The organism is Kribbella pratensis (genome assembly GCF_004365355.1).
Classification (GTDB): domain Bacteria; phylum Actinomycetota; class Actinomycetes; order Propionibacteriales; family Kribbellaceae; genus Kribbella.
In genome coordinates this window covers 67579-91488 of the sequence record NZ_SODP01000003.1, presented here as the reverse complement: position 1 = coordinate 91488, position 23910 = coordinate 67579, and the positions used below count along the sequence as shown (strand labels likewise).

At 67.5% G+C, this 23910-nt stretch carries 26 protein-coding genes; 10 read left to right on the top strand and 16 right to left on the bottom strand.

Annotated features, from left to right (window positions below):
* Positions 1-9 precede the first annotated feature (9 nt).
* From EV653_RS28090 to EV653_RS42755, 4 genes are all read right to left on the bottom strand, one after another.
* Complete coding sequence (locus EV653_RS28090) at positions 10-963, bottom strand: ABC transporter substrate-binding protein (RefSeq protein ID WP_134107048.1); 954 nt, start codon at positions 961-963, stop codon at positions 10-12.
* Positions 963-1715 (bottom strand): amino acid ABC transporter ATP-binding protein, encoded by a 753-nt coding sequence (locus EV653_RS28085; RefSeq protein WP_134107046.1) that lies wholly within the window; start codon positions 1713-1715, stop codon positions 963-965. The genes EV653_RS28090 and EV653_RS28085 overlap by 1 nt, the downstream gene beginning before the upstream one ends.
* The gene (locus EV653_RS28080) at positions 1712-2605 is read right to left on the bottom strand and encodes an amino acid ABC transporter permease (protein WP_134107044.1); all 894 of its coding nucleotides are present in this window, start codon (positions 2603-2605) and stop codon (positions 1712-1714) included. Before EV653_RS28080 ends, EV653_RS28085 begins: the two co-directional genes overlap by 4 nt.
* 109 nt (positions 2606-2714) lie before the next feature.
* Complete coding sequence (locus EV653_RS42755) at positions 2715-2789, bottom strand: putative leader peptide (protein ID WP_355483003.1); 75 nt, start codon at positions 2787-2789, stop codon at positions 2715-2717.
* Positions 2790-3129: 340 nt separating this feature from the next.
* Here EV653_RS42755 and EV653_RS28075 point away from each other — a divergent pair, with 340 nt between their 5' ends.
* Together EV653_RS28075 and EV653_RS28070 are read left to right on the top strand one after the other, a co-directional pair.
* On the top strand, positions 3130-4047 hold the full coding sequence (locus tag EV653_RS28075; RefSeq protein ID WP_238160389.1) for a M23 family metallopeptidase: 918 nt from the start codon (positions 3130-3132) through the stop codon (positions 4045-4047).
* Between the two features lie 41 nt (positions 4048-4088).
* Positions 4089-4784 carry a hypothetical protein gene (locus tag EV653_RS28070; RefSeq protein ID WP_134107042.1) on the top strand — a complete coding sequence of 232 codons (696 nt, stop codon included), beginning with the start codon at positions 4089-4091 and terminating at the stop codon, positions 4782-4784.
* Here EV653_RS28070 and EV653_RS28065 read toward each other — a convergent pair.
* Genes EV653_RS28065 through EV653_RS28055 form a run of 3 tightly spaced genes read right to left on the bottom strand, consistent with a single transcriptional unit; the run spans position 4781 to position 7074 of the window.
* Positions 4781-5290 carry a GNAT family N-acetyltransferase gene (locus tag EV653_RS28065; RefSeq protein WP_134107040.1) on the bottom strand — a complete coding sequence of 170 codons (510 nt, stop codon included), beginning with the start codon at positions 5288-5290 and terminating at the stop codon, positions 4781-4783. The genes EV653_RS28070 and EV653_RS28065 overlap by 4 nt on opposite strands.
* Positions 5291-5332: 42 nt before the next feature.
* Positions 5333-6415, bottom strand: a complete 1083-nt coding sequence (locus EV653_RS28060) for a sensor histidine kinase (protein ID WP_202871878.1) — start codon at positions 6413-6415, stop codon at positions 5333-5335.
* Positions 6412-7074 (bottom strand): response regulator transcription factor, encoded by a 663-nt coding sequence (locus EV653_RS28055; protein WP_134107038.1) that lies wholly within the window; start codon positions 7072-7074, stop codon positions 6412-6414. Before EV653_RS28055 ends, EV653_RS28060 begins: the two co-directional genes overlap by 4 nt.
* A gap of 88 nt (positions 7075-7162) precedes the next feature.
* Here EV653_RS28055 and EV653_RS28050 point away from each other — a divergent pair, with 88 nt between their 5' ends.
* Complete coding sequence (locus EV653_RS28050; RefSeq protein WP_134107036.1) at positions 7163-7738, top strand: M15 family metallopeptidase; 576 nt, start codon at positions 7163-7165, stop codon at positions 7736-7738.
* A 6-nt stretch (positions 7739-7744) separates the two neighbouring features.
* Here EV653_RS28050 and EV653_RS28045 read toward each other — a convergent pair whose 3' ends face one another.
* On the bottom strand, positions 7745-8266 hold the full coding sequence (locus EV653_RS28045; protein WP_134107035.1) for a GNAT family N-acetyltransferase: 522 nt from the start codon (positions 8264-8266) through the stop codon (positions 7745-7747).
* A gap of 38 nt (positions 8267-8304) precedes the next feature.
* Between EV653_RS28045 and EV653_RS28040 the strand changes: the two genes are divergently transcribed.
* Entirely contained in the window at positions 8305-8868 is a 564-nt protein-coding gene (locus tag EV653_RS28040) for a helix-turn-helix domain-containing protein (RefSeq protein ID WP_134107033.1), read from the top strand.
* Here EV653_RS28040 and EV653_RS28035 read toward each other — a convergent pair.
* Positions 8835-10355, bottom strand: coding sequence for an FAD-dependent monooxygenase (locus EV653_RS28035; protein ID WP_134107031.1), 1521 nt, complete (start codon positions 10353-10355; stop codon positions 8835-8837). The two genes, EV653_RS28040 and EV653_RS28035, sit on opposite strands and share 34 nt — an antisense overlap.
* A 65-nt stretch (positions 10356-10420) precedes the next feature.
* Positions 10421-11029 (bottom strand): TetR/AcrR family transcriptional regulator, encoded by a 609-nt coding sequence (locus EV653_RS28030; RefSeq protein ID WP_134107029.1) that lies wholly within the window; start codon positions 11027-11029, stop codon positions 10421-10423.
* Positions 11030-11130: 101 nt separating this feature from the next.
* Between EV653_RS28030 and EV653_RS28025 the strand changes: the two genes are divergently transcribed.
* Positions 11131-12339, top strand: coding sequence for a TerC family protein (locus tag EV653_RS28025; RefSeq protein WP_134107027.1), 1209 nt, complete (start codon positions 11131-11133; stop codon positions 12337-12339).
* A gap of 57 nt (positions 12340-12396) precedes the next feature.
* Here EV653_RS28025 and EV653_RS28020 read toward each other — a convergent pair whose 3' ends face one another.
* Genes EV653_RS28020 through EV653_RS28005 form a run of 4 tightly spaced genes read right to left on the bottom strand, consistent with a single transcriptional unit; the run spans position 12397 to position 17247 of the window.
* A complete protein-coding gene (locus EV653_RS28020) occupies positions 12397-13227 on the bottom strand; it encodes a carbohydrate ABC transporter permease (protein WP_134107025.1) in 831 nt (276 codons plus the stop codon).
* On the bottom strand, positions 13227-14111 hold the full coding sequence (locus tag EV653_RS28015) for a carbohydrate ABC transporter permease (protein ID WP_134107023.1): 885 nt from the start codon (positions 14109-14111) through the stop codon (positions 13227-13229). The genes EV653_RS28020 and EV653_RS28015 overlap by 1 nt, the downstream gene beginning before the upstream one ends.
* A complete protein-coding gene (locus EV653_RS28010) occupies positions 14108-15418 on the bottom strand; it encodes an extracellular solute-binding protein (protein ID WP_202871877.1) in 1311 nt (436 codons plus the stop codon). The genes EV653_RS28015 and EV653_RS28010 overlap by 4 nt, the downstream gene beginning before the upstream one ends.
* A 2-nt stretch (positions 15419-15420) precedes the next feature.
* Positions 15421-17247 carry a glycoside hydrolase family 127 protein gene (locus EV653_RS28005; RefSeq protein ID WP_134107019.1) on the bottom strand — a complete coding sequence of 609 codons (1827 nt, stop codon included), beginning with the start codon at positions 17245-17247 and terminating at the stop codon, positions 15421-15423.
* Positions 17248-17369: 122 nt separating this feature from the next.
* Between EV653_RS28005 and EV653_RS28000 the strand changes: the two genes are divergently transcribed.
* The 3 genes from EV653_RS28000 to EV653_RS27990 all read left to right on the top strand — a co-directional run bounded on the left by EV653_RS28000 (position 17370) and on the right by EV653_RS27990 (position 20444).
* Positions 17370-18368 carry a LacI family DNA-binding transcriptional regulator gene (locus tag EV653_RS28000; protein ID WP_134107016.1) on the top strand — a complete coding sequence of 333 codons (999 nt, stop codon included), beginning with the start codon at positions 17370-17372 and terminating at the stop codon, positions 18366-18368.
* A 78-nt stretch (positions 18369-18446) separates the two neighbouring features.
* Complete coding sequence (locus EV653_RS27995) at positions 18447-19625, top strand: hypothetical protein (RefSeq protein ID WP_134107014.1); 1179 nt, start codon at positions 18447-18449, stop codon at positions 19623-19625.
* Between the two features lie 9 nt (positions 19626-19634).
* The gene (locus tag EV653_RS27990) at positions 19635-20444 is read left to right on the top strand and encodes an RNA methyltransferase (RefSeq protein WP_134107012.1); all 810 of its coding nucleotides are present in this window, start codon (positions 19635-19637) and stop codon (positions 20442-20444) included.
* A 187-nt stretch (positions 20445-20631) separates the two neighbouring features.
* Here the strand turns inward: EV653_RS27990 and EV653_RS27985 are convergent, their stop codons facing one another.
* The gene (locus tag EV653_RS27985) at positions 20632-21426 is read right to left on the bottom strand and encodes a class I SAM-dependent methyltransferase (protein WP_134107010.1); all 795 of its coding nucleotides are present in this window, start codon (positions 21424-21426) and stop codon (positions 20632-20634) included.
* A 165-nt stretch (positions 21427-21591) separates the two neighbouring features.
* On the opposite strand from EV653_RS27985, the gene EV653_RS27980 reads away from it, so the two are divergent.
* Together EV653_RS27980 and EV653_RS27975 are read left to right on the top strand one after the other, a co-directional pair.
* Positions 21592-21888, top strand: a complete 297-nt coding sequence (locus EV653_RS27980) for a putative quinol monooxygenase (protein WP_134107008.1) — start codon at positions 21592-21594, stop codon at positions 21886-21888.
* On the top strand, positions 21885-22634 hold the full coding sequence (locus tag EV653_RS27975) for an isocitrate lyase/PEP mutase family protein (protein ID WP_134107006.1): 750 nt from the start codon (positions 21885-21887) through the stop codon (positions 22632-22634). The genes EV653_RS27980 and EV653_RS27975 overlap by 4 nt, the downstream gene beginning before the upstream one ends.
* Here EV653_RS27975 and EV653_RS27970 read toward each other — a convergent pair.
* Positions 22613-23869 (bottom strand): AlkA N-terminal domain-containing protein, encoded by a 1257-nt coding sequence (locus tag EV653_RS27970; RefSeq protein ID WP_134107004.1) that lies wholly within the window; start codon positions 23867-23869, stop codon positions 22613-22615. The genes EV653_RS27975 and EV653_RS27970 overlap by 22 nt on opposite strands.
* Positions 23870-23910: the final 41 nt, after the last annotated feature.

The window sequence follows — 23910 nt, the reverse complement described above, 5'->3', positions numbered from 1 at the left end:
CAGCTGTCCTCAGCTCGTCAGTGGGAGGCCGGGCGGGTTGATCTCGGATTTGGCGACCGCTTCTGTGGTGACGTTCCAGCGGGCGAGGACCTTGGCGTAGCTGCCGTCGGCGATGACTGCGTTGAGGGCCGCCTGGTAGGCCTTCACCAAGCCGTCGTCCTTCTTGGTCGTCGCGGCGATCAGGCCCTGCAGCGTCGGACCTGCGCCGGAGAACTTGCCGATCGTCTCGGTCTCGCCGGACCTGTTCACGTGATACGCGATCGACGGATTCGGCCCGAGGTACGCGTCGATCCGCCCGGAACTCAACGCCAGGTACGTGTCGGTGTTCTTCTGGAAGTACTTGATCGTTGCCGCTGGCAACCCGGCCTTGACGTTCGCCTCGTTCCAGTCGACCAGGATCTTCTCCTGGTTCGTCCCGGACCCGACCGCGATCGTCTTCCCGGCGATGTCCTTCCCGCCGGTGACCCGCCAGGTCCCGCCCTTTTTCGCCTCGAACGCGATGTCGTCCTTCCGGTACGTCGCGAAGTCGTACTTCTGCTTCCGCTTCTCCGTCACGGTGATGTTCGAGAACCCGACGTCGTACTTGCCGGAGTCGAGACCGACGAACAGGTTCTCCCAGCTCGTCACCTCGATCTCCGGCTTCAGCCCGAGCGCCTGGGCGACGAGGTAGGCGATGTCCACCTCGAGACCGATCGGGGTCTTGTTGTCATCGGCGTAGAACCCGAGCGGCACACTGCCGGAGCCGAACCCGCCACCGACGACCAAGGTGCCGCGGTCACGGACCTTCGCCGGGACCAAGGCGGCGGCGGCATCGTTCTTGCTGGTGGTGACGCGGTTCTGATCGGCCGAGGTGTTCACACCGGTGTCGGAGGCGGCGACGGCCTGGGGGTCGCCGGCGCATCCGGCCAGCGCCAGCGTGAGTGCTGCGGCTCCGGCGACAGCGGCGTACAGAGAACGTTTCATCAGAGAACCTTCGAGATGAAGGCGCGGGTGCGCTCGTGGACGGGGTTGTCGAGCACCTCGCGCGGTGGACCCGACTCGACGATCCGGCCGCCGTCGATGAAGACCACGGTGTCGGCGATCTCCCGGGCGAAGCCGATCTCATGGGTGACGACGACCATCGTGGCCCCGTCGCGGGCGAGCTCCTTGATCACGTCGAGGACCTCGCCGACCAGCTCCGGGTCGAGCGCGCTGGTGGGCTCGTCGAACAGCAGGACCTTCGGTTTCAGCGCCAGGGCGCGGGCGATCGCGACACGTTGCTGCTGACCGCCGGACAACTGCCGCGGGTACACGTCGGCCTTGTCCCCGACGCCGACCCGCTCGAGCAGCTCCCGCGCGTACGGCTCGACCTCGCTGCGTTTGCGGCCTTGCGCCGACACCGGCGCCTCGACCACGTTCTGCAGCACGGTCAGGTGCCCGAACAGGTTGAAGGTCTGGAACACGAACCCGACCTGCGACCGCTGCCGCAGGATCTCCCGCTCGCGCAACTCGTGCAGCTTGTTGCCGCGCCGCTTGTACCCGATCAGCTCGCCGTCGATCCTGACCAGCCCGCGATCGACCTTCTCCAGATGGTTGATCGACCGCAGCAGCGTCGACTTGCCCGATCCCGACGGCCCGAGGATCACTGTGACGGCGCCGGCCGGTACGTCGAGATCGATCCCCTTCAGTACTTCGAGATCGCCGAAGCTCTTGTGCACACCCTTCACGTCGATCATCGCGCCGTACCTCGCGCGAAGCGGCGCTCCACGTAGTACTGCACGATCGACAGCAGCGTCGTGAGCACGATGTACCAGACCGTCGCGACCATCAGCAGCGGTACGACGCGGCTGTTCCGGCCGTAGATCACCTGCACCTGGTAGAAGAGTTCGGGGATCGCCATCACCGAGACGATCGACGTGCCCTTGAACAGGCTGATCACCTCGTTCGCGCCGTTCGGCAGGATCGACCGCATCGCCTGCGGCAGCACGATCCGGAAGAACTGCCGGATCCGCGGGATCCCCAACGCTGCGGCCGCTTCCAGCTGGCCGGCGTCGACCGAGATGATCCCGCCGCGGATGATCTCCGCGGCGTACGCCGCCTGGTGCAACGCGAGCCCGAGTACGGCGGCGCCGAGCGGACCGAACAGGTTGTTCGTACTGAAGTGCACGAACTCCGGCCCGAACGGGACGCCGATGCTCAGTTCCTTGTAGAGGTACGCGATGTTGAACCAGAACAGCAGCTGGACGATCAACGGGATCGAGCGGAACGCCCAGATGTAGCCCCAGGCAACTACTTGCAGGAAAGGACTGCTGGACAGGCGCATCGAGGCCAGCACCGCACCGAGTACGAATCCGAGCACGGTGCCGTAGACGGTCAGCTGCACGGTCACCCAGAGCGCGGAGAAGATCGTCCTGGTGGCGAAGAACTGGAAGAACGTCGGCCAGTCCCAGCCCGGGTTCGTGGCGAGACCGTGCACGAACATCGCCAGCAGGACGAGTACAACGGCAACACCGACCCAACGCCACGGATGCCGGCGGGCGACGACGGGCAGATCGGCTTCAGGCGGTACTAGGGACGCCGGCGGGCCGGACGTACCGGAAACAGGCGTGACTGAAGTGGTGGACACGATGAGACTCCCTGGCGGTGGGCAGGCTTCGCGGGCCCTGCGGCGGCGGAGGGCAAGGGGCAGCGGACGTCCGGCCGGACGCCGTCAACTGGAGATGCGGTGACTCAGGTCAGCGCAGACACAGCGCGCTGGAGACCCGGAGAAGGTCGATGTGGAGGCGGTAGTACGGCGGCTTGCGCGTCATCTCCGTCTCCTCTCGTTGCTCGTGTCATTTCAGTATGGGACGCCATTGAAAGTTTAGTAAGTGGGTCGACAAAGCTCTCAACATATGGACGCCTTATACCGGTCCGGAGGGCCTGCTCGACGCCAATCGGCCAGTGATCCGCGTCACGCCGATAGTTGAGTCTTCACTGGGTAGGTTCACGCCTGAGCGCGTACACGGCGGCAGGACGGCCTCACCGAGCGTGTTCGATTTCGTTCATCTTTTCGCAATCCGTGTTTGAGGCCTTCGAGATCCCCTCTTATGGTCGTTGACGTCGCCGTACCCCTCAAACGGCGAACGCCCCTCCCTGGAAGGTTTTCTCGTGCCCACGCACCAAGACGTGCCGGAAGCGGATCGGCCGGCACTTCGACCTCCGGCTGCCCCGCGCCGGGTGGCCAAGCACCGCTCGATCAGTCGCCTCGCAACCCGCCGTACCCAGCTGATCGGTCTGACCGCCGCTCTGGCTGCCGCTGCCGGCACCACCGCCGTCGGACTCAGCTCTTCCGCGGCCGGCCCGGCCGCCGCGAAGGAGAGCCCCGGCCTGAGCCCCTCACAGGCCGACGCCCTCACCTCGGCCCGGGTCGAGCGTCGTGACCTCGGGTCGCGCGATGCAACCCGGATCGACCTGTCGCTGGCAGCCACCCGCGAAGCGGCGGCCAAGAAGGTCGCCCAGCAGCGCGCCGCGAAGCTGGCCGCGAACGCGACGCTGACGCAGCGCCGGGCACTCGCCCTGGCGGCGGCGAAGGCGGCCTCGGCGAAGAAGGCGGCCGACTCGGCCAAGGCTCTGGCCGCGGCGAAGAAGGCGGCGATCGCGAAGGCGGCCGCCATCGCGAAGGCCGCGCCGAAGATCGTCCTCCCGACGACCGGCTACCACCTGACCGCCCGCTTCAACCAGGCCGGCGGCCGCTGGGCCCACAACCACACCGGCCTCGACTTCGCGGCCCCGATGGGTACGCCGGTCCGTTCGGTGATGGCCGGCGAGGTCATCCAGGCCGACTTCGAAGGCGCGTACGGCCGCCAGGTCAAGGTGCGTCACGCCGACGGCACGGTCACGTCGTACAGCCACATGGAAGAGTTCGACGTCTCCGTCGGCGACTCCGTCCAGGCCGGCACCATGGTCGGCCGCATCGGCATGACCGGCAACACCACCGGCCCCCACGTCCACTTCGAGGTCCTCCCCGGCGGCGGCGCCCCCATCGACCCCGAACCCTGGCTCCGCAAGCACGGCCTCAACCCGTAGTCCGCTAGCGTTCCCCCACACACTTCCAAGAGGGGGAACTCTTGAAGCTCTACAAGACGACGCTGGCTGTCCTCGCCCTGATGGCAGCCAGCCTTGTCGCGATCCAGTCCGCCGACGCCGCCCCGCAACAGGCCACAGCGACGTGCTCGCTCGTGGTTCCGTCGCGGCTGAGCATCGGTGCGGCGAACAACAACTTCGTGGCCAAGCTAGGGGCGAACTGCCCCGCCAGCGTCTACACCGCCGTCTGGAAGAGCACTCCGGCGGCAACCATGTACCCCGAGGGACGACTTCAGTTCCTGTACGGCGCTCGCGACGTCAGCTTCACGATCCTCGGTGAGGTTCCACCGATCGGCACCGTCACGTTCAAGCCGGCCGGCGGTGCGACCGCCTTCGATGGCACCAAGGTCGCCGACCTGGCCTCCGCGACCACGATCTCACGGTGTACGTCGGCGGTCGCGCTGACCGGTGGCCGCAAGGGCAGCCGTACGGCGTTGCTCACGACCGTCTCGTACTGGCGGCCGAACAGCAGCCGCTACATCCGCTGGGCCAACAAGCAGGTCCTGATCCAGTACCAGGACATCGGCACGTCGACCTGGAAGGGCCTCGCCTATGTCACCACCAACAGCGTGGGCCAGGTGACCTACAACTACTGCCCGAACAGGACCCGTCGGTACCGCGTGTATGTGCCGGGGACGAGCAGCATCTGGAACATCTTCTCGCCCGTCATCAGCCGCTAGAGCATCTTCGCCATGTCGAGGGCGGCTATCAGGGCGCCCTCGATGAGGAATTCGTTGGGGTGGGTGCCTTCGACGACGTAGCCGTGGCGTTCGTAGAGGCGGCGGGCGGCGGTGTTCGTGCTGTGGACGTGGAGCGAGATCTTGCGGGCGCCCCGCAGTACGCCCTCGGCCGTCGCCGCCTCCAGGAGCGCGGACGCTGCGCCCAGCCGTCGCGCGGTCGGTGCGATCGCCAGCCCGTTGATCGTCAGTACGCCGGCGCCTTCCGGGAACGGGTACTTGTCCTGCAGGCGCAGATACCCGACAACCTCACCGTCGTACTCCGCGACCAGATGCGCCTCCGGGCCGCTGCGCGCGAAGAACGTGTTCCCCAGAGTGTCCTGGTACGACGGGAATCCCGACGACGCGTCCCACGACACCTGCTCGATCGCGAGCAGCGCGGCATCGTCCTCCTCGACGGCATGCCGGACGGTCACCTCATGGTCGGCGGAAGGTCGCTCGTCACTCACCGCACCATCCTCTCCCGCAGACCAGGCCAACCGGTTGCCGGGTCAGGTATCGACACGAGCCTCAGGCAGTACGACGGTCGCGGTCAGCCCACCGTCCACGTTCACAACAAGTTCGAGCCGCCCGTGATGGACCTCCACGATCCGATCCACCAGCGCCAGGCCCAACCCGTGCCCGGCGCCGTACCTGCTCTTCGCGAACGGCTCCACGAACGTCCGCACCACGGCTGGGTCGAGCACTGCACCGTCGTTCCGTACGACGAGACTCCCGCGGCCGACCGTGACCGAGACGGCGCCACCACCGTGCCGGATCGCGTTCTGCACCAGATTCGTGACCAGTTGATGCAGCAACACATCGTTGCCCTCGACAACGGACTCGTCGAGCTCGGACGAGAGCGTGACCCCGGCCCCGGCCGCCTCCGACGACAGCGCCGGCCAGGCGGACCGCAGTACCGCGGCCAGATCGACCGGGTCCAGCTCCACGTCCCGGTTGCTCAATGCGGTCAGGCTGAGCAGCGTCTCGACGATGTTGATCCCACGCTGATTGGTTTCCGCCAGCCGCTTCACCAGCTGCGGCACATCCTGATGCTCCGGATCCGTCTGCGCCACGTCGAGCATCGTCTTCATCACCGCGTGCGGGGTCCGCAACTCGTGCGAGGCGTTCGCCGCGAACCGCCGGTACTGCTCGAACGACCGCTGTAACCGATCGAGCATCTCGTCGAAGGTGTCGGACAGATCGGTGAACTCGTCCCGGATCCCGGTCAGCCCGATCCGATGGTCCAGCGACCCGCTCGCAGCCTTCCGGGCCGCGGCGGTGATCTCCTGCAGCGGCTTCAGCATCCGGCCGGCGAGGAACCACCCGCCGGCGAGCCCGACGATCGCCAGGAATCCCAGCGCCCATCCGGACAGCGTCACCACCAGGTGGAGGATCTCGCCGCGGGTCGGCGCGGGCTGCTGGTCGCGCGGGTTGGCGGCGGTGAGCGGATAGTTCGGCACGATCCGGAAGACCAGCCAGATGATGCACGCCACGACGGCACCGGCGACCACGAGCAACCCCGCGTAGCTCAACGTCAACCGCAGCCGAACCGTCAGCCGCGGCCGCCACGTCATCAACCGTTCGCCGCTCACGGTTCGCCGATCCGGTACCCGACGCCGGGCACCGTGTGGATCACCCACGGATCCCCCAGCCTCTTCCGCAGCGCCGAGATCGTCAGCCGCACCGAGTTGCTGAACGGGTCGGCGTTCTCGTCCCAGGCCTTCTCCAGCAGCGTTTCCGCGCTGATGACTCCGCCGCGCGCCGCCATCAGCACCTCCAGTACGGCGAACTGCTTGCGCGCGAGCTTCACGTAGCGCCCGGCGCGATACACCTCACGCCGGTACGGGTCGAGCCGCACTCCGGCGTACTCGATCACCGTCGGCGTGGCGGCAGCGGGCCGCCGTACCAGTGCCCGGAGGCGTACGACGAGCTCGCGCAACTCGAACGGTTTGGTCAGGTAGTCGTCGGCGCCGAGCTCGAACCCGGTCACCTTGTCGTCGAGGTCGCCGGCCGCGGTGAGCATCAGCACCCGACATCCGATGCCTTGCGCAACGATCTGGCGGCAGACCTCGTCACCGCTGACCCCGGGCAGATCGCGATCCAGGACGACCACGTCGTACGCGTTCACCGTGACGGATTCGAGCGCGGCGTTGCCATCGAACGCCAGATCGGCCGCGATCGCCTCCAGCCGCAGTCCCGCCTGGATCGCCTCGGCGAGATAGACCTCGTCCTCGACGATCAGCACCCGCATAACACCCATTGAAGCAGGCCGGGCGTATCGAAAACGTATCCGGATTTACAGACGCTCTCGCAACATCGCCTTGGATGAACTGTGAGGCATGCTGACCGATCACCACAGTGCCAACCGGACAACCGTCCTGGCGATCGTTGCCGCAGTCACCTGTCTCACCCTGACGTCGTGCACAACGGTCTCCGCCCAGGACGACGCAACCCCGTCGACGTCAGGTTCGAGCGGCCCTCCTCGCGCCGCCGACGGCGTACTTCCGGACCACACGTCGGCGTACGACACTGACCTCCCGGGCATCGCGAAACTGGATCCGGCCCTCCGCAAGGCAGTCCAGCAGGCCGAGATGGCGATGAAGGACGACGGCATCAAGATGCAGGTCACCACGGGTTGGCGCAGCAAGAAGTACCAGGAAGAGCTGCTGGACAAGGCGATCCGCAAGTACGGCAGCAAGAAGAAGGCCCTCGAGTACGTCGCCGAACCCGACGCCTCGCACCACGTGACCGGCCACGCCGTAGACATAGGTCCGACCAACGCCGACGACTGGCTGATCCGCCACGGCAGCCGCTACGGCCTCTGCCAAACCCTCTCCAACGAAATCTGGCACTTCGAACTGGTCACCAAGCCAGGCGAGGACTGCCCACCGATGACCGATCCCACCAAGAACTAAGCGGGGTTAGCTGGGTTCTCGAGGAGGGTCGGGGAGGACCGCCAGCGGGCGCTGGACCCACGCGACGTCGTGCCAGTTGTCGAGTTTCCAGCCGATGTTCCGGTAGGTGCCGATCGGTTCGAAGCCCAGCGACTTATGAAGACCTTCGCTTGCTGGGTTCGGGAGCGTCATGCCGGCAACGGCGGTGCGATAACCGCGCTCAGTGAGGCGGGTGAACAGGGCCTCGTAGAGGGCACGGCCGGCGCCGGTGCGGCGGCGACCTGGTTCCAGGTAGACACTGACCTCGCAAGACCAGCGGTACGCCGCGCGCGGTTTCATCGGCCCGCCGTACGCGTAGCCGACCACGCGGCCCTCGTCCTCGGCGACCAGCCAGGCATGGGTCGATTGCGCCTGAGCGATCCGCGAGGCCATCTCCTCAGGACCGGGCGGGTCGATCTCGAAGGTGATGGCGGAGTCGGTGACGTAGGGGGCGTAGATCGCCGCGCAGGCGACCGCGTCCGCTGCCGAAGCGTCTCTAACCTGAACCATGGCACGATAGTAGCCACAACTGCCGCTATAGTGGCAACATGATTGACGATCTGTCTCGTTCTCTGGCCGCCACCGTGCAGCAGGCGCGCACAGCGCAGGACCTGTCCGTGAACGCGCTGGCGGAGCGGTCGGGGGTGTCGCGGGCGATGATCGGGAAGATCGAACGCGGCGAGGCGCAGCCCACCGCCGTACTGCTCGGGAAGTTGTCGGGAGCACTCGGGATGACGTTGTCCGAACTCGTCGCCCGCGCGGAGAACACCGGCGAGCTGCTACGACGAGCAGAGGACCAGCCCGTCTGGACGGACCCGGTCACCGGATACCACCGCCGCGCGGTGTCCCCGGTGACCGAATCAACGCTGGAGCTGGTCGAGGTCGAGCTCCCGGCCGGCGCATCGGTCTCGTACCCGGCCGACGCCTACATCTTCAAATACCAGCAGCTGTGGATCCTCGACGGCCGGCTCCGCTTCCACGAAGGACCGCAGGTCCACGAACTGCACACCGGCGACTGCCTGCAGCTCGGCCCACCTTCGGCGACAACCTTCCACAACCCGGGTACGACGCCGTGCCGCTACCTGGTCGCACTCGTCAAAGGCCGCGCCTGAAACCACTGCGCCAGCGCATCCCGCAGACCGTCCCGCTCGGCAACCCCGTCCTGCTCCGCGGCCCACGCGACGTACCCGTCGGGCCGAATGAGCAACGCGAGCGACTGCTCACCACGACCGGTGACCACCTCGATCTCAGAAGGTACGTCGGTCGCGGCAAACGAACCGTCGGCGGTGATGTCCACGAGTAGCGGACGGCCGGTGCGCATCAACTCGGCCAACCGCGTCGAGCCGACCATCAGATCCGGCGCCCACCGGCCGATCAGCGGATGCGGTCCGTCGTGATACCGAACGTCCGCGCCGGTGATCAGCTCCGCGATCCGCTGGACGTTCCGCGGCTCGGTCAGCAGCTCGCCGAACAGTTCCCGCAACGCCGTCACTTCATTGCCTGGAGCAATCAATGCGGTCTGCGCCTGCGTCTGCATCACGACCCGCTCCCCCACCGGCCGCCGCTCCGACTCGTAGGTGTCGAGCAGACCTTCCGGCGCCCTGCCCTGCACCTCGGCCGCCAGCTTCCAGCCCAGGTTGATCGCGTCCTGCAGCCCGAGGTTCAGCCCGGGCCCGCCCATCGCCGAGTGCACGTGGGCGGCATCACCGACCAGCAGCACCCGACCTTCTCGATACCGGTCGGCCAGCCGGCTGTTGCCACCGACGAGCCGGCGAAGCAGCCGAGGCCCGTCACCGTCCGGCTGTGTCAGCGGGAGATGCACTCCGAGTACGCGATCGGCGCTGGCCTGAAGCTCCTCGAACGTCATCTCGCTGCCATCGGCCGGATCGTCCCACTCTCCCGTACTCACCGCTTCCCGCCCGGGGAACGGGGCGAACACGAACATCCCGCGCTCGGTCCGGTGATGCATGAACGGCGGGATCACGCCGTACCCCGGAATGGTCAGCGCACCGGTCGCCGGGTCGATGAGCTCCGGCGACACGAGGGCACTCGCCGTCCGGGAGACCATCCGGTCGTTCGTCACGCCCGGGAAGTCGATGCCGGCCAGCTTGCGGGTGAGGCTGTGGCCGCCGTCGGCGCCGACGAGATAGCGGGTCCGCAGCTCGTACACCCCGTCCGGTCCGGTGACCTCGACCGTGACCGAGTCCGCGTCCTGCGACAGGCCGGACAGCTCGTGCCCCTGCCGAATCTCGGCACCCAGCTCGAGCGCACGCTCACGGAGTACGGCCTCGACCCGGACCTGAGGCACGGGAAGCAGATACACGGGATTGTCCTCGAGCTCCGAAAGAGGCAGCACCATGGCCCCGAAGATGTACGCCGCTTGCGGGTGCGGCGGACCGGGCGTACCGGCGAGACGCTCGTACAACCCGCGCCGGTCGAGCATCCGCACAACCTGGCCGACCAGGCCGTTGGCGCGTGGAGTGGAGTTCGGTTCGGGCAGCCGTTCCAGGACCAGCGGCTGGACCCCTGCCAAGCGCAGTTCGATGGCGAGCATGAGGCCGTTCGGTCCGGCCCCGGCAATGACGACTTCGGCATCCATGACGTTCCTCCGTTGAGGCATGACTGACCACCCCGGCGACTGGCCAGGGGGATCAAGGAATTGGTTTATTCAGGCACCGGCAGGCCGGCTTCGACCTGGTCGAGGGCCTCGGACAGCAGGTCCGCGATCGATCGCGGCGGGTCGGCCCGCATCCACTCGGCCATCACGACGCCCCGGACCGCGCCGATGACCTCGGCCACCAGCCGCGGATACATCCCGGTGGTGCCGGTGCGGTCGGCGATCGCGGCGGCCATCTCCTCGCCGACCCGTGCGTACGCCCGCGCGATCGCTCCCTGCAAAGCGGGCTCGGTCATCATCACCCGGATGCCCTTGACCCATTGCTCGTCCGGCGGCGTCCGTCCGCCGTGACCCTCCGCGCCGAGCGCGAAATGGGCCTCGATCGCGGCCCGGATCGCCACCCACAGCGGCTCGTCGGCCGGTCGCGCCCGCAGCTCCTCCGCGATCTTCAGGCTGCGATCCACCTCGCGCGCGGCGATCGCGTCGGCCTTGCTGTCGAAGTAGTTGCGGAACGTCCGCAGCGAGACCCCGGCCTCCGCGGCGATGTCCTCGATCCGGACCGCGCCGTACCCGCGCTCGACGGCGAGCCGGACGGCCGCCCAGCTCAACGCGATCCGCGTCTCCTGCTTCTTCCGCTCCCGCAACCCTTCGGCCATGACACGACGGTAGCAGAAGTTGCCTAAAGAGCAAAGATGCCTTTTAGGCAATTTCATTCCATCCCGGGAATCTCACCGGCCCGCCATGGTTGGGTTACGACATGACGGTCTCCCCGCTGGTCTGGGTGCTGACGTTGCTGGCGATTGCCGGCCTGCTGCTGTTCGACTACTTCTTCCACGTCCGGTCGGCGCACGTCCCGACACTCCGCGAGGCCGCGGTCTGGTCCGCGCTGTACGTCGGCATCGCGGTCCTGTTCGGTCTGGGCACGCTCGTCCTCGGCGGCTCCGAGATGGGTTCGGAGTACTTCGCCGGGTACGTCACGGAGAAGGCGCTCTCGGTCGACAACCTGTTCGTGTTCCTGATCATCATGACCGGGTTCCGGGTGCCGCGGGAGAACCAGCAGAAGGTGCTGCTGGTCGGGATCGTGGTCAGCCTGATCGCGCGGGCGGCGTTCATCTTCGCCGGCTCGGCGCTCCTGCACACGTTCTCCTGGGTGTTCTACCTGTTCGGCGTCGCCCTGCTGCTGACCGCCGGCAACATGCTCAAGCCGGAGACCGAGGAGTCGCACCAGGCACAGAACATCGTGGTCCGGCTGGCCCGTCGACTCTTCCGGACCAGCGAGGAGTACGACGGCGACCGGCTGACCACCGTGGTCGACGGCCGGCGGATGCTGACGCCGATGCTGCTGGTGATGGTCGCGATCGGCGCCACCGATCTGCTGTTCGCGCTCGACTCGATCCCGGCGATCTTCGGCCTGACCCAGAACGTGTACGTCGTGTTCACCGCGACCGCGTTCAGCCTGCTCGGCCTGCGGCAACTGTTCTTCCTGCTCGACGGCCTGCTGGACCGGCTGATCTACCTGTCCTTCGGGCTGGCCGCGATCCTGATGTTCATCGGCGCCAAGCTGATCCTGCACGCGCTGCACGAGAACAACCTGCCGTTCGTGAACGGCGGCGAGCACGTCGAGGTGGTAGAGATCAGCACCGGCCTCTCGCTGGCGGTGATCCTGGTCGTCCTGCTGATCACGATCTTCGCCTCACTGTTCAGCACCCGCGGGCGGACGCAGACCGCGATGGCGCACATCCGCCGCGACGCGAACGCGTACCTCGACCCGGAGTACACCGACGACCCGGCCGAGCGGGAACGGGTCTTCCAGCGACTGCTCCGCGCCCGCGACCACATCACCGACCTCGGCCCGAAGGCCAAGCAACACGTCCTGAACGAGGCCGACCTGATGGCCCTGTGCCGCCAGGTCGGCGAGGCCCACGCCGCCGCCCACGCCGACCACGAGATCCGCCCCAGCCTCTGACCTTGTGCACGCACCAACCACTTCGGCCGCGCTGAAATGGTTGGTGCGTGCTCAAAGTCAGCCCTTGACGGCTCCCGAGGCGAGGCCGGTGACGTAGAAGCGCTGCAGGCCGATGTAGAGGATCACGCAGGGGATCATCGCGATGACCGCGCCCGCGACAAGTGAGCCGAAGTTGATCTCGCCGTACGCGCCGGCCTGGACGTTCACCAATGCGACCGGCAGCGTGTAGAGCTCGTCCTTCGTCAGGAACGTCAAGGCCCCGAGGAACTCGGTCCACGCAGCCAGGAACGCGTAGAGCGCGACGGTCGCCGCGCCGGGCATGATCAACGGGCGCAGCACCGAGCCGAGCATCCGCAGCGTGCCGCAGCCGTCGACGTGGGCGGAGTCCTCGAGCTCGACCGGGACCGAGGCGAACGAGTTCCGCATCACGAAGACGCCGAACGGCAGGTTGACCGTGGTGTAGAACAGCACCAGCCCGAGCAGGCTGTCCGTCAGCCGGAGCGTGTTCATCTCGAGGTACAGCGGCGTCAGGATCGCCTGGAACGGGATCATCATCGACACCACCACGAGCGCGAACAGCACCGGCGCGCTCCAGAACCGGAACCGCGCGAACCCGTACCCGGCGAACGTCGCCAGCACCGCCGTCAGGATGGCAGTGCTCAGGGCAACGATCAAACTGTTGCCGACGGCCCGGATCAGGTTGCCCGGCCCCTCGATCAGTGTCCGGAAGTTGTCCCAGGTCAGATGGAAGAACGTCGATGCGTTCGGGCCTGAGACGATCACGTCGTTCGGCTGCACCGACCGGAAGAGTGCCCACAGCAACGGTACGGCGAAGACGAGTAAGGCGCCGCCGCCGCCGATCACGTAGAAGGTGTTCTTGAGTCTCATCAGTCCTTCTCCCGAAGCAGCCGGAACTGGGCCGCGGTGACGAGGCCGACCACGATGACGAGCACGATCGACAGCGCGGTCGCGGCACCGAGCTGCAGCTGGACGAAAGCCCGGTTGTAGATGTACTGGACCACCGTCGTGGTGTCGGTACCCGGCCCGCCGCGGGTCAGGATATAGAACTGCGAGAACGCGAGCAGCGAGCCGATCACCGAGATGATCACGGCCATCGCGATCGTGCGTCGCAGGATCGGGATCGTGATCTCCCGCTCGGTCTTCCACCAGCCGGCGCCGTCCAGCTCGGCCGACTCGTAGTACTCCCGCGGGATGGCCTGCATGCCGGCCATCAGCAGCATCATCGTAAGCCCGCTGACCGCCCAGATGACCAGCACGCAGATCAGTCCAGTAGCGAGCGGCCCGTCCACCAGCCAGGCCGTCGTACCGTCGGTGATCCCGAGCTTCTTCAGCACGATGTTGATCACGCCGCTCTCCGGCTGCGCCTCGAGCACCGTGACGAAGCTGAGCGTCGACAGTCCGACGACGAACGGGAGGAAGAAGACCGTTCGCAACAGCGTGGAGCCCCGGCGCTTGCGGCGTACCAGGATTGCGAGTGCGTAGCCGAGCACCAGGATCGGCCCGGTCACGATCACCGTGTAGAGCAACGTGTAGAGGACGGACTTGGCGAAGGCGGCATCGGAGACGATCGCGGTGTAGTTCTTCAGTCCGGTGAACTTCACCGAGCCGATCAGTGGCCAGTTGGTCAGCGAGATCACCAACGCGAACGCCAGCGGCACCAGCACGAAGACGCCGACGAAGAGCACCGCGGGCGTGACCAGTAGCAACCCGGTTCGCCCCGGGTGCGTCAAGGAGGCGCGTGGTGTACTCATGCCTGCCCCTGTCTAAGGATGCGGTCGTAGTTCTGCTGGGCTTCCTTCATGGCGGCCTCCAGCTCGCCGTCGAACACGGCGCGGCGGAACATCTGCAGCCACGGCCCGTCCGGCTGGTTGTAGAGGAGGTTGTAGGACAGCGTCGTCGGCGCGTATCCCTCCTGGATGCGCTCCAATGGCAGGGTCGCCAGCGGATACTTCTTCGCGAACTCCGGTGTCCGAGCGTCGGACCGCACCGGCGTATAGCCACCGGCCGGCAGATCGATCTGTTGTGGCAGATCCAGCGCGAACCGCACGAACTCCCACGCGCCCGACGCATTGCGCGCGCCACGCGGGATACACATGTTGTCGCCGCCGTCGAAGAAGGCCGAACCACCGTCCGGCCCGGACAACAGTCGCGGTGCGACCTTCTGGTGGAAGGCATCGTCGGACGCCGACACGACCACGCTGTAGTTCGACGGGAAGATGCCGATCTTGCCGGCCCGGAAGTCGCTGCCCCAGCGGGACGCGTCGTCGGAGAAGTTTGCCCTCGGCACCAATCCGTCGACCCACAACTGCCGGTGCAGCTCGAGCATCCGCTGGACGACATCGTTCCCGACGATGTGCCCGGACTGGCTGCCGATCGTGCCCTGGATCAGGTCGGTGTCCGCGGCCCACACCATCGGCTGTACGACGAACCCGAGTGCGCCCGGGCTGTTCGCCGGGAAGCTCCACGCGTAGATGTCGTCCCCGAGCTTGCGGAGCTTCTTGGCCGCCTCGAGCAGGTTGTCGAACGACTTCACCGCCTCGTCCGGATCGACCTCGGCGCGGGCGCACAGCTCGGTGTTGAACCAGAACATCGAGTTGTCCGCGAGGTACGGAACGCCGTACACGCGCTCGTTCTTCGTCGCCAGCCGCAGGTGGCCCGGGCTGAGCTTGTCCCGGAAGTCCAGTGCGGCCAGCGGTTCGGTCAGATCGGTGAAGGCGTCGCGATAGATGAACAGCATCGAGTTGATGTCGTCGATATCGACCAGGTCCGGCACGCTCCGGCCCCGGATCGCGGTCGCCAGCTTGGTCACGTACTGCGCGTCCAGGACCGGCGTCAGCTCGACGGTGAGCCGGTCCTGGGACGCGTTGAACTTCTTCACCAGGTCGGTCAGACCGGTCTGTGTTGCCGCCCGGCACCACACCTGCACGGTGCCGGTGGCCTCCTGCCCGAAACCCGCCGCCTGGACGTCGGGTTCGGGCAGGACCGAGCTACAGCCCGGAATCAGACCGGCCGTGGTCGCTCCGGCCGCAAGGCCGAGGAACTGCCGACGAGTGACCACGATCAGCCCCTGGGAAGCCAGACCCGCATGGCACCGATCTCTCGGTTGGCCCATGCGTAGTACGGCACCGCGGTCACCTCGACCTCGTCGCCCAGGGAATCCTGAGCATCGACCACGAACGGCCATCCCGGCCGATGCCCCTCACCTCGGCGCCCACGGCCCTTGAGAACGGTGACTCCGTCCAGTAGCTCCGACTCCTCGACGGTAGGTGCCTCAGGCAACAGGTGTAGGTCGTCGACGTCTGCCTCGTTGTCGGCCTGTTCAACGGCGTACACCAACGGCCCGCGCTCGAGCGCTACGCACCCACGCACTGCGTCGACGCGCGGATCGGCGCCCACTACGCGGGGTGTGAGCGGCAGGTACAGCTCGATCTCGGCTGCTTCTACCCGGGCATACCCACCGGCGGCGACCGGGTCACCGTTCACAGTCGCGCCCTCCGCCCACCCAGGAATGCGGAGCTCGACAACAGTCGGTTCGGGAGCCGTGATGCGGACTGTGCCGTCCCAGGGATACGCGGTCTCCACCTGTAGGTCGCCGATCACACCGGTGGCGTACTGGTGGATCTGGATGGCGTCGTCGGTGGCAGTGGCCAGGTAACCGTCGAGGCTCGCCAGGGTGCGCATGATGTTCGGCGGGCAGCAGGCGCAGTCGAACCAGCCGCGTCGACCGAGCGCCGGACTGCGCCCGTTGTCCGGGTGCGCCGCCCCGCGCACCTGCAGCGGGTTCACATAGAAGTACTCCGTACCGGCCAACGACACACCAGCGAGGAAGCCGTTGTAGAGCATCCGCTCGATCGCATCGGCGTACGACGCCTCGCCGGTCGCGAGCAGCATCCGCCACGCCCACTGGATCCCGCCGATCGCCGCGCAGGTCTCGGCGTACGCGCGGTCCGCCGGCAGCTCGTATTCGTCGCCGAAGGCCTCGCCCTCCCAGCGTGCACCGAGACCGCCGGTGACGTAGGTCTTCGTCGCCCACATGTGGTCGAACTGCCGCTTCAGTGCGTCGAGCAGCTCCGCGTCGTCGGTCTCCAGCGCGACATCGGTCGCGCCGGCTGCCAGGTAGACCGCGCGGACCGAGTGCCCCTCGACCGTCGTCGCCTCGCGGACCGGAACACGGTCGGAGAAGTACGTCGGCGAATGGCCGTGGTTCTCGATGATGCCGTGACCGCGCGCCTCCACGAACCACTTGGCCAGGTCGAGGTACGCCGCAGTACCGGTTTCTCGATAAAGCTCGACCAGGGCCATCTCGATCACCGGGTGGCCGTCGACGTCAACGGTCTTGCCGTCGCCGAACGTCGCGACCAGATGATCCGCGAGCTTGGTCGCGACCTCGAGCAGGGCGGTGTCGCCGGTGCAACGGACCTGGGCGACCGCGGCCTGGATCAGGTGGCCGGCGCAGTAGTGCTCGTGGCTCCAGACGAGCTGCTGATAGCGCCCTTCATCGCCGTACCTGAGCTGGACGACCGAGTCGAGGTACCCGTCCTCGCGTTGCGCGGCCGCGACCACGGCGGTCAGATCGCGGATGCGCTTGAGCAGGTCCTCGTCGGGAGTGCGTCCGTACTCCCAGGCCGCGGCCTCGAGCCATTTGTAGACGTCGGAGTCGGCGAAGACGGGACCGATCGCCTCGCCCTCGCCGATACCCGCCGCCAGGCGGAGGTTCTGCAGGTTGCCGGCCTTCTCGAGCTGGTCCTGGCCGCTGGGGATCGCGTCGAGACCGTTGCGGGTCTGCCGCGGCGCCCAGAAGCCGCCGGTGATCGTGGCCTGGCCGAGTCCGAGGGGGCGCCGGCGCCCCTTGGTCGTGGCGGCCGGGCTGCGGGTGGCTGCGCTCATATCTCGTGGCTCCTGAGTTAGGAAAATCCAGAACACGTTTTCCTGGACGAAGGTAGAGCGGTTGGTGGCGGCGGTCAACCCTTGGGGCTAGACTTCCGGAAACCTCGGAAAGGAGTTGCCGGATGGCGTCACCGCTGCGCTCGCAGCCGCGGATCACCGACGTGGCCGCGTTGGCAGGTGTTTCCACGAGCACGGCGTCGAAGGCGCTCAACGACACCGGCCAGCTCCGCGAGGAGACCCGCGCGCGGGTGCGCCGGGCCGCCGAGCAGCTCGGGTTCACGCCGGACAGCCGCGGCCGGGCGTTGTCGTCCGGGCGGAGCTTCACGGTCGGGCTGATCACGACCGACAGCTCCGGCCGGTTCAGCATCCCGATCATGCTCGGCGCCGAGGACGCGCTGAGTGCCGGCGAGATGGCGCTCGTGCTCTGCGACACCCGCGACGACCCGCTCCGCGAGCAGCACTACCTGAAGTCGCTGGTCTCCCGCCGGGTCGACGGCATCATCGTCACCGGCCGGCGGACCGAGCCGCGGGCGCCGATCGACGTACCGATCCCGGTCGTCTACGCCTTCAGCCCGTCGACCGATCCCGACGACACGTCGGTGATCGTCGACGACCACGGCGGCGCGGCCTCGGCCGTGCGGCACCTGCAGTCGCTCGGTCGCTCGAGGATCGCCCACGTCACTGGCCCGGACTCCCACCACAGCGCGCAGGTCCGCGCCGCCGCCACCGTCGAGGCGGCCGGTGACACGTTCGTCGGTGAGCCGCTGCACGGCGAGTGGAGCGAACGCTGGGGCCGGCACGCGGTTGATGTACTGCTCCGGGCCCAACCCGCCGTCGACGCGATCGCCTGCGGCAGTGACCAGATCGCCCGCGGGGTCTGCGACCGGCTGCGTGAGCTGGGCCGCTCGGTCCCGGACGACATCGCGGTCACCGGTTACGACAACTGGTCGGTGATGGCACTCGCGAGCCGGCCGCCGCTCACCACCGTCGACATGGAGCTCGAGGAGCTCGGCCGCCGGACGGCGAATCTGCTCCTCGACGCGATCGCGGGCTCGGCCCATCACGGCCCGCTGGAGCTGCCCACCCGTCTGATCACCCGGGAATCGACACTGGGCACCTGACCGGGGCACCAACCTGAGCACCTGAACGTCACCTTGACGACTCCCAGTGGTCACTGAACGGGCTCTAGATTTGTTCGGGTGCTGCGCAAGCTCGTCGTCGGCGTAGCGGTGATCGCCACACTCGTGGCGGGGGTGGGCACCGCACGTCTGGTTCTCGATCCCACCGGTGGCGTGACCAAGCAGCTCGCATTCCTGCGGGCCGAGATCGAGGACGGAGCGGATCGAGCTGCGCAGAAACAGTTTCCGGAGGGGTACTTCTTCCTGAACGTAATGTACGGACTCAGCTGGGTCCAACTCGGTCTCGACGACCCCGCGCAGTCGGCCGACGCGACCGCCGAGGTCCGCTGGTCCCTCGATCGGCTTGCCGCAGGAGACGGTACGGCGCCGTTCGACGAGTCGCTGCAACCGCAGTACGGCGTCTTCTATGCGGGGTGGACGAACTGGTTGCGGGGCGGGCTGATCGCACTCGGCCACTCCGACGCGGCCGACCTCGACACGTTCACCAGCGAGTCGGTCGAGCTCGCCACCGCGTTCCGGACCGCGACGACGCCGTTCCTCGCGGCGTACCCCGGTCAGGCCTGGCCGGTCGACTCGGTCGTCGCGATCGCTTCACTGCGCCAGTACGACGCATTGGTCGCGCCGCGGTTCGGGCAGATCGCGCGGAACTGGGTGACGACGGCGAAGACAAAGCTGGATCCGGCGACCGGGCTGCTCCCGCATCAGGTGGCGCCGCAGGTGTCCGGTGCGCGGGGCTCGTCGCAGGCGATGATCCAGCGCTTCCTGGTCGACATCGACCCGACGTTCGCGCGAACTCAGTACGAGATCTTCAAGGACAAGTTCGTCACCGGGGCCGGCGTCCGCGAGTATCCGAAGGGCACCGGCGGCAAGGGCGACGTTGATTCCGGGCCGTTGGTGCTCGGGATGAGTCTGTCCGCGACTGTCGTTGCGATGGGTGCGGCGCGGGTGCACAACGATCCGCTCGGCGATCGGCTCGGACGGGAGGGTGAGCTGCTCGGGCTTCCGCTCTCCGGATTGAAAACCAAGCGGTACCTGTTCGGCGCGGTGCCGATCGGGGACGCGTTCCTGGCCTGGTCGACCTCCGCGCGACCGTTGGTCACGCCCCAGCAGCCGAAGCTCGACGGCGGCTCCGGATGGTGGCGACTTCCCTGGCTGCTGGTGCTGTGGTTGCCTGCATTGGTTCTGTGGGGCGTACTCCGGCTCAGGCACCGGGGCCGAAGACGCATGCGTGCACACTAAGGTGGTTCTGTGCAACGGATCTCGTCGCGGAACGCCAGGTTCCAGGTGTGGCAGGCGTCGCTGACCAATCGGACCAAGCGGCAGCGCGCCGGCGAGTTCCTGGTCCAGGGTGTGCGGCCAATTTCTGTTGCCGTAGACAACGGTTGGCCGGTGCGGACGGTGATCACGGACGCCTCCCGGCCGCTGTCGAAGTGGGCGTCCGAGCTGTTGCGGCGGCTCCCGGACGTCGAGCGGGTCGCGATGGCGCCGGAGTTGCTGGCTGAGCTCGGCGAGAAGGACGAGGCGGCGGAGCTGATCGCCGTCCTCGAGCTGCCGGACGACGATCTCGACCGGATCCCGGTCCGGCCGGACTTCCTCGGAGTCGTGTTCGACCGGCCGACCGGGCCGGGGAACATCGGGTCGATCATCCGGTCCGCGGATGCGTTCGGCGCGGACGGCCTGATCGTCACCGGACATGCGGCCGACGTGTACGACCCGAAGGCGGTGCGCGCGACGACGGGATCGCTGTTCGCGGTTCCCGCCGTCCGCGCGCCGTCCCATCGCGAGGTCCTCGACTGGGTCCGCCGTTCCTCGATCCCGATCGTTGTCGTCGGCACCGATGAGCACGGATCGACCGACGTCTACGACTTCGACTTCACGCAGCCGGTCCTGCTCCTGATCGGCAACGAGACCGCCGGCCTGAGCACGGCTTGGAAAGAGGCGGCCGACCACCTGGTCCGCATCCCCATCACCGGCTCAGCCAGCTCGCTCAACGCGGCCAACGCCGCAACGGCCGTCCTGTACGAGATCTCGCGTCAGCGCACCCGCACGACCCCCTGACGCGCACGACGCGCACGACGCGCACGACGCGCACGACGCGCACGACCGCATTTGATGGGTCAGCCAGCGAAATGTGGGGTTCTACACCTTGAGTTTCGGTCACTAACCCACAATTTGCCTGGTCTACCCACCAAATTGCCTGGTTCACCCAGCAAATTGGCTGGCTTACCCAGCTGTGGGCGCGGGGTCAGGCGGTGCAGATTAGTTCGCCGTGCAGGATGGAAATGGTCGCGTCCGGCGTGGCCGTCCACGTCTGCCAGGCCTGCGAGATCGCTTCCAGTTGCTGCTCCGGTACGCCGGATTCGCGAGCCTGATCCGCGAGTGCGGACTTGAGGATGCGGTCCGCCCACATCCCGCCCCAGAACGCACGGTCATCGGGCTTGGTGAACGCCCAGGTCGACGTCGTTGCATCGATGTTCTCGAATCCGGCTGCCAAGGCCCAGGACAGGAGGCGTCGACCGGCATCCGGCTCGCCGCCGTTGGCGCGGGCCATCCGCTGGTAGAGCGCCATCCATTCGTCCAGCTCGGGCAGCTCCGGGTACCAGACGAAACCGTGGTAATCCGAGTCGCGGACCGCGACGATCCCGCCGGGCTTGCAGACCCGGCGCATCTCGCGCAATGCCTGTACCGGATCCGCGACGTGCTGCAAGACTTGGTGCGCGTGCACGACGTCGTACGTATCGTCCGGCAGCTCCAGCGCGTGCACATCGCCGACGACGAACTCCACGTCGAGGTCCAGCTCCGCGAACGTCGCCCTGGTGATGTCGAGCGCGGCGTCGTTGGCTTCCAGTGCGGTGGTCCGGCCGGGCTCGACCAGGCGGGCGAGGTCGGCGGTGATCGTGCCGGGACCGGCGCCGACGTCGAGCACCGACATCCCGGGCCGCAGATGCGCCAGCAGATAGCCGGCCGAATTCTCCGCGGTACGCCAGCTGTGCGATCGCAGTACCGACTCGTGATGTCCGTGCGTGTACACGTTGTTCATGCCAGGCTCCTTTGCCCTCTCCGACAGTGTCCACGCTAATCCACAATCTTGATTTATGAGACATATTGTCTTGAGATACGAGACGATGGACATGACCGAATATGGCCAGACCGGGGCGCTTGCGGCGCGCGAACCTTGAGGAACAAGAACTTCAGGAGGATTCAGATGCTGGCAAAGGTGTTTCCGATCAAGCTGAAGGACGGCAACCAGGCCGCCGCCGAGGCGATCGTGCAGGAGTTCGCGCCGAGGGGGCCGGGCGCGGAGGAGGGCACGCTGTCGTTCCGCGTGTACCGCGACCCGGCGAAGCCGGACTACCTGCTGTTCGTCGAGCACTTCGCCGACCAGGCTGCGTACGACGCGCACACCGGGTCGTCGGCGTACAAGGAACTGATCGCCGGCCGGTTCGCCGACCTGATCGTCGAGTTCGTCGAGATCGACCACGAGCTGCTGGTGAGCCTGTGAGCACGCAGAACGAGTTGGCGCGACAGTTGCGTGCACTGCACGAAGGGCCGCCGCTCGTGCTGCCGAACGCCTGGGATGCGGGTTCGGCACGAGCGATCGAGGCCGCGGGAGCGAAGGCGATCGCGACGACCAGCGCCGGTGTTGCCTGGGCGCATGGTGTCGACGATGCGGGTGGTCTCGATCAGGAGTCGGCGGTCGCGGCGCTTCGGTTGATCTGCGCGGCAGTGTCAGTGCCCGTGACGGCTGATATCGAGGCCGGGTACGGCGATGTCGCGGGCACGGTGACCGGCGTACTCGAGGCCGGCGTGGTCGGCGTGAACCTCGAGGACAGCACGGGGCGAGTGCTCGATGAGCCGTCGGTCCATGCCGAGCGGATCAAGGCGGCACGCGCTGCAGCGGTTGCCGCGGGGATCGAGCTGGTGATCAACGCGCGGACCGATACGTACCTGTTCGGCGACAAGACCGGCACGCTCGAACGCGCGAAGCTGTACGCCGACGCGGGTGCCGACGTACTGTTCGTGCCCGGCGTGGTCGACGCCGCGACGATCGCGGAGCTCGTCGAGGGATCGCCGCTGCCGCTCAACGTGATGGTCGGTCCGGGGGCTCCCACGATCGGCGAGCTCGCGAAGCTCGGCGTCGCTCGGATCAGCGTAGGCCCGGCGATCACCGGCGCGGCCTATGCCTTGGCCACCACCGCAGCAAAGGAACTGCTGACCACCGGCACCTACGAGGCGCTGGTCAGTTGATAGACGGCGGCGAGCGAGCGCCACGGTCTGAGGCGCTCGCTCTCGCCGGGCAGGGGCCACGCGTCGCGCGCGCCGAGGCGGAGCGCGACCTCTTGTGCCGCCCGGTTGCTCATCACGTGGGTCAACGCCTGCACATCGGCTTCGAGAATTATGTTGCCGTCGGCAACTTCACGCGCGAGCGGACCGACCAGCTCGGCATTGGTCAACGCGGCCGGCCCGGGGAAGGCGTGCGTCAGTCCGTGATCGAGCCCCGGCACGGGTACGCCGTACACCTCGACGAGCTTGCGCAGCGCCTCGGTCGCGTCCTCCGGTGGCAGCTGATCGCGGACGACCGCCGAAACCGCAACCTCGAACGGACCCCACGCACCGGGCACCCGAACGCCGGGCCGCGCCGCAACCAACGGCCCGAACTCCGGATCCGCCGCCAGCTGCGCACGGGCCGAGACCGGCTCGTAGTCCAGACCGACCAAACACGCGGCCCGATCCACGACGTGCATGACGCCTTCCCAGAACGGGAGATGCGCGCGAAGGATCAGGTGATCATCGCCGCCCGCGCCGACCTCCAGCACCCCCGGCTCACCGTCGATCGAGATCGTCCGCCGATACACACCGCCCTCGACCGCCTCGACGCCCGGGATCGCGCGCGCCTCGAGGAACGCACACATCGCCTCCCAGTCGTAGGGCGGCGCGAACGGCAGTCGCAGTACCAAACCTCCATCGGCGGCCAGGCGATCGCCGCGACGCCGGCGATCGCGCAGCTCGCGCGGTGACGCCCGGAAGATCTCCCGCATCGCCCGGTTGAACTGCCGCAGACTGCCGAAGCCCGACGCGAAGGCGACGTCCGCGATGCTGAGATCGGTGTCGTCCAGCAACCGCCGCGCAAAGTGCGCCCGCCGCGATCGCGCGAACTGATCCGGCGTCACGCCGAGGTGCTCGCTGAACATCCGCCGCAGGTGCCGCGCCGACACCCCGAGCCGCGCCCCCAGCGCTTCCTCGCCGGACTCGTCCAGCAGACCGGCGATGATCAACTGCACCGCGCGGCAGACCAGCTCCGGCGCCTCGTCCGCCACCGTCCCGGCGACCCGATACGGACGGCAGCGCAGACACGCGCGATACCCAGCAGCCTCCGCCGCGGCAGGCAGCTCGAACGTGCTCACGTTCTCCGCGAGCGGTTTGGCGCCACAGCCGGGCCGGCAGTAGATCCCGGTCGTCCGGACCGCCGAGTACGTCGTCACGGATCCAACGCTATTCGCGCCCACCGACACTTTCTCACCCT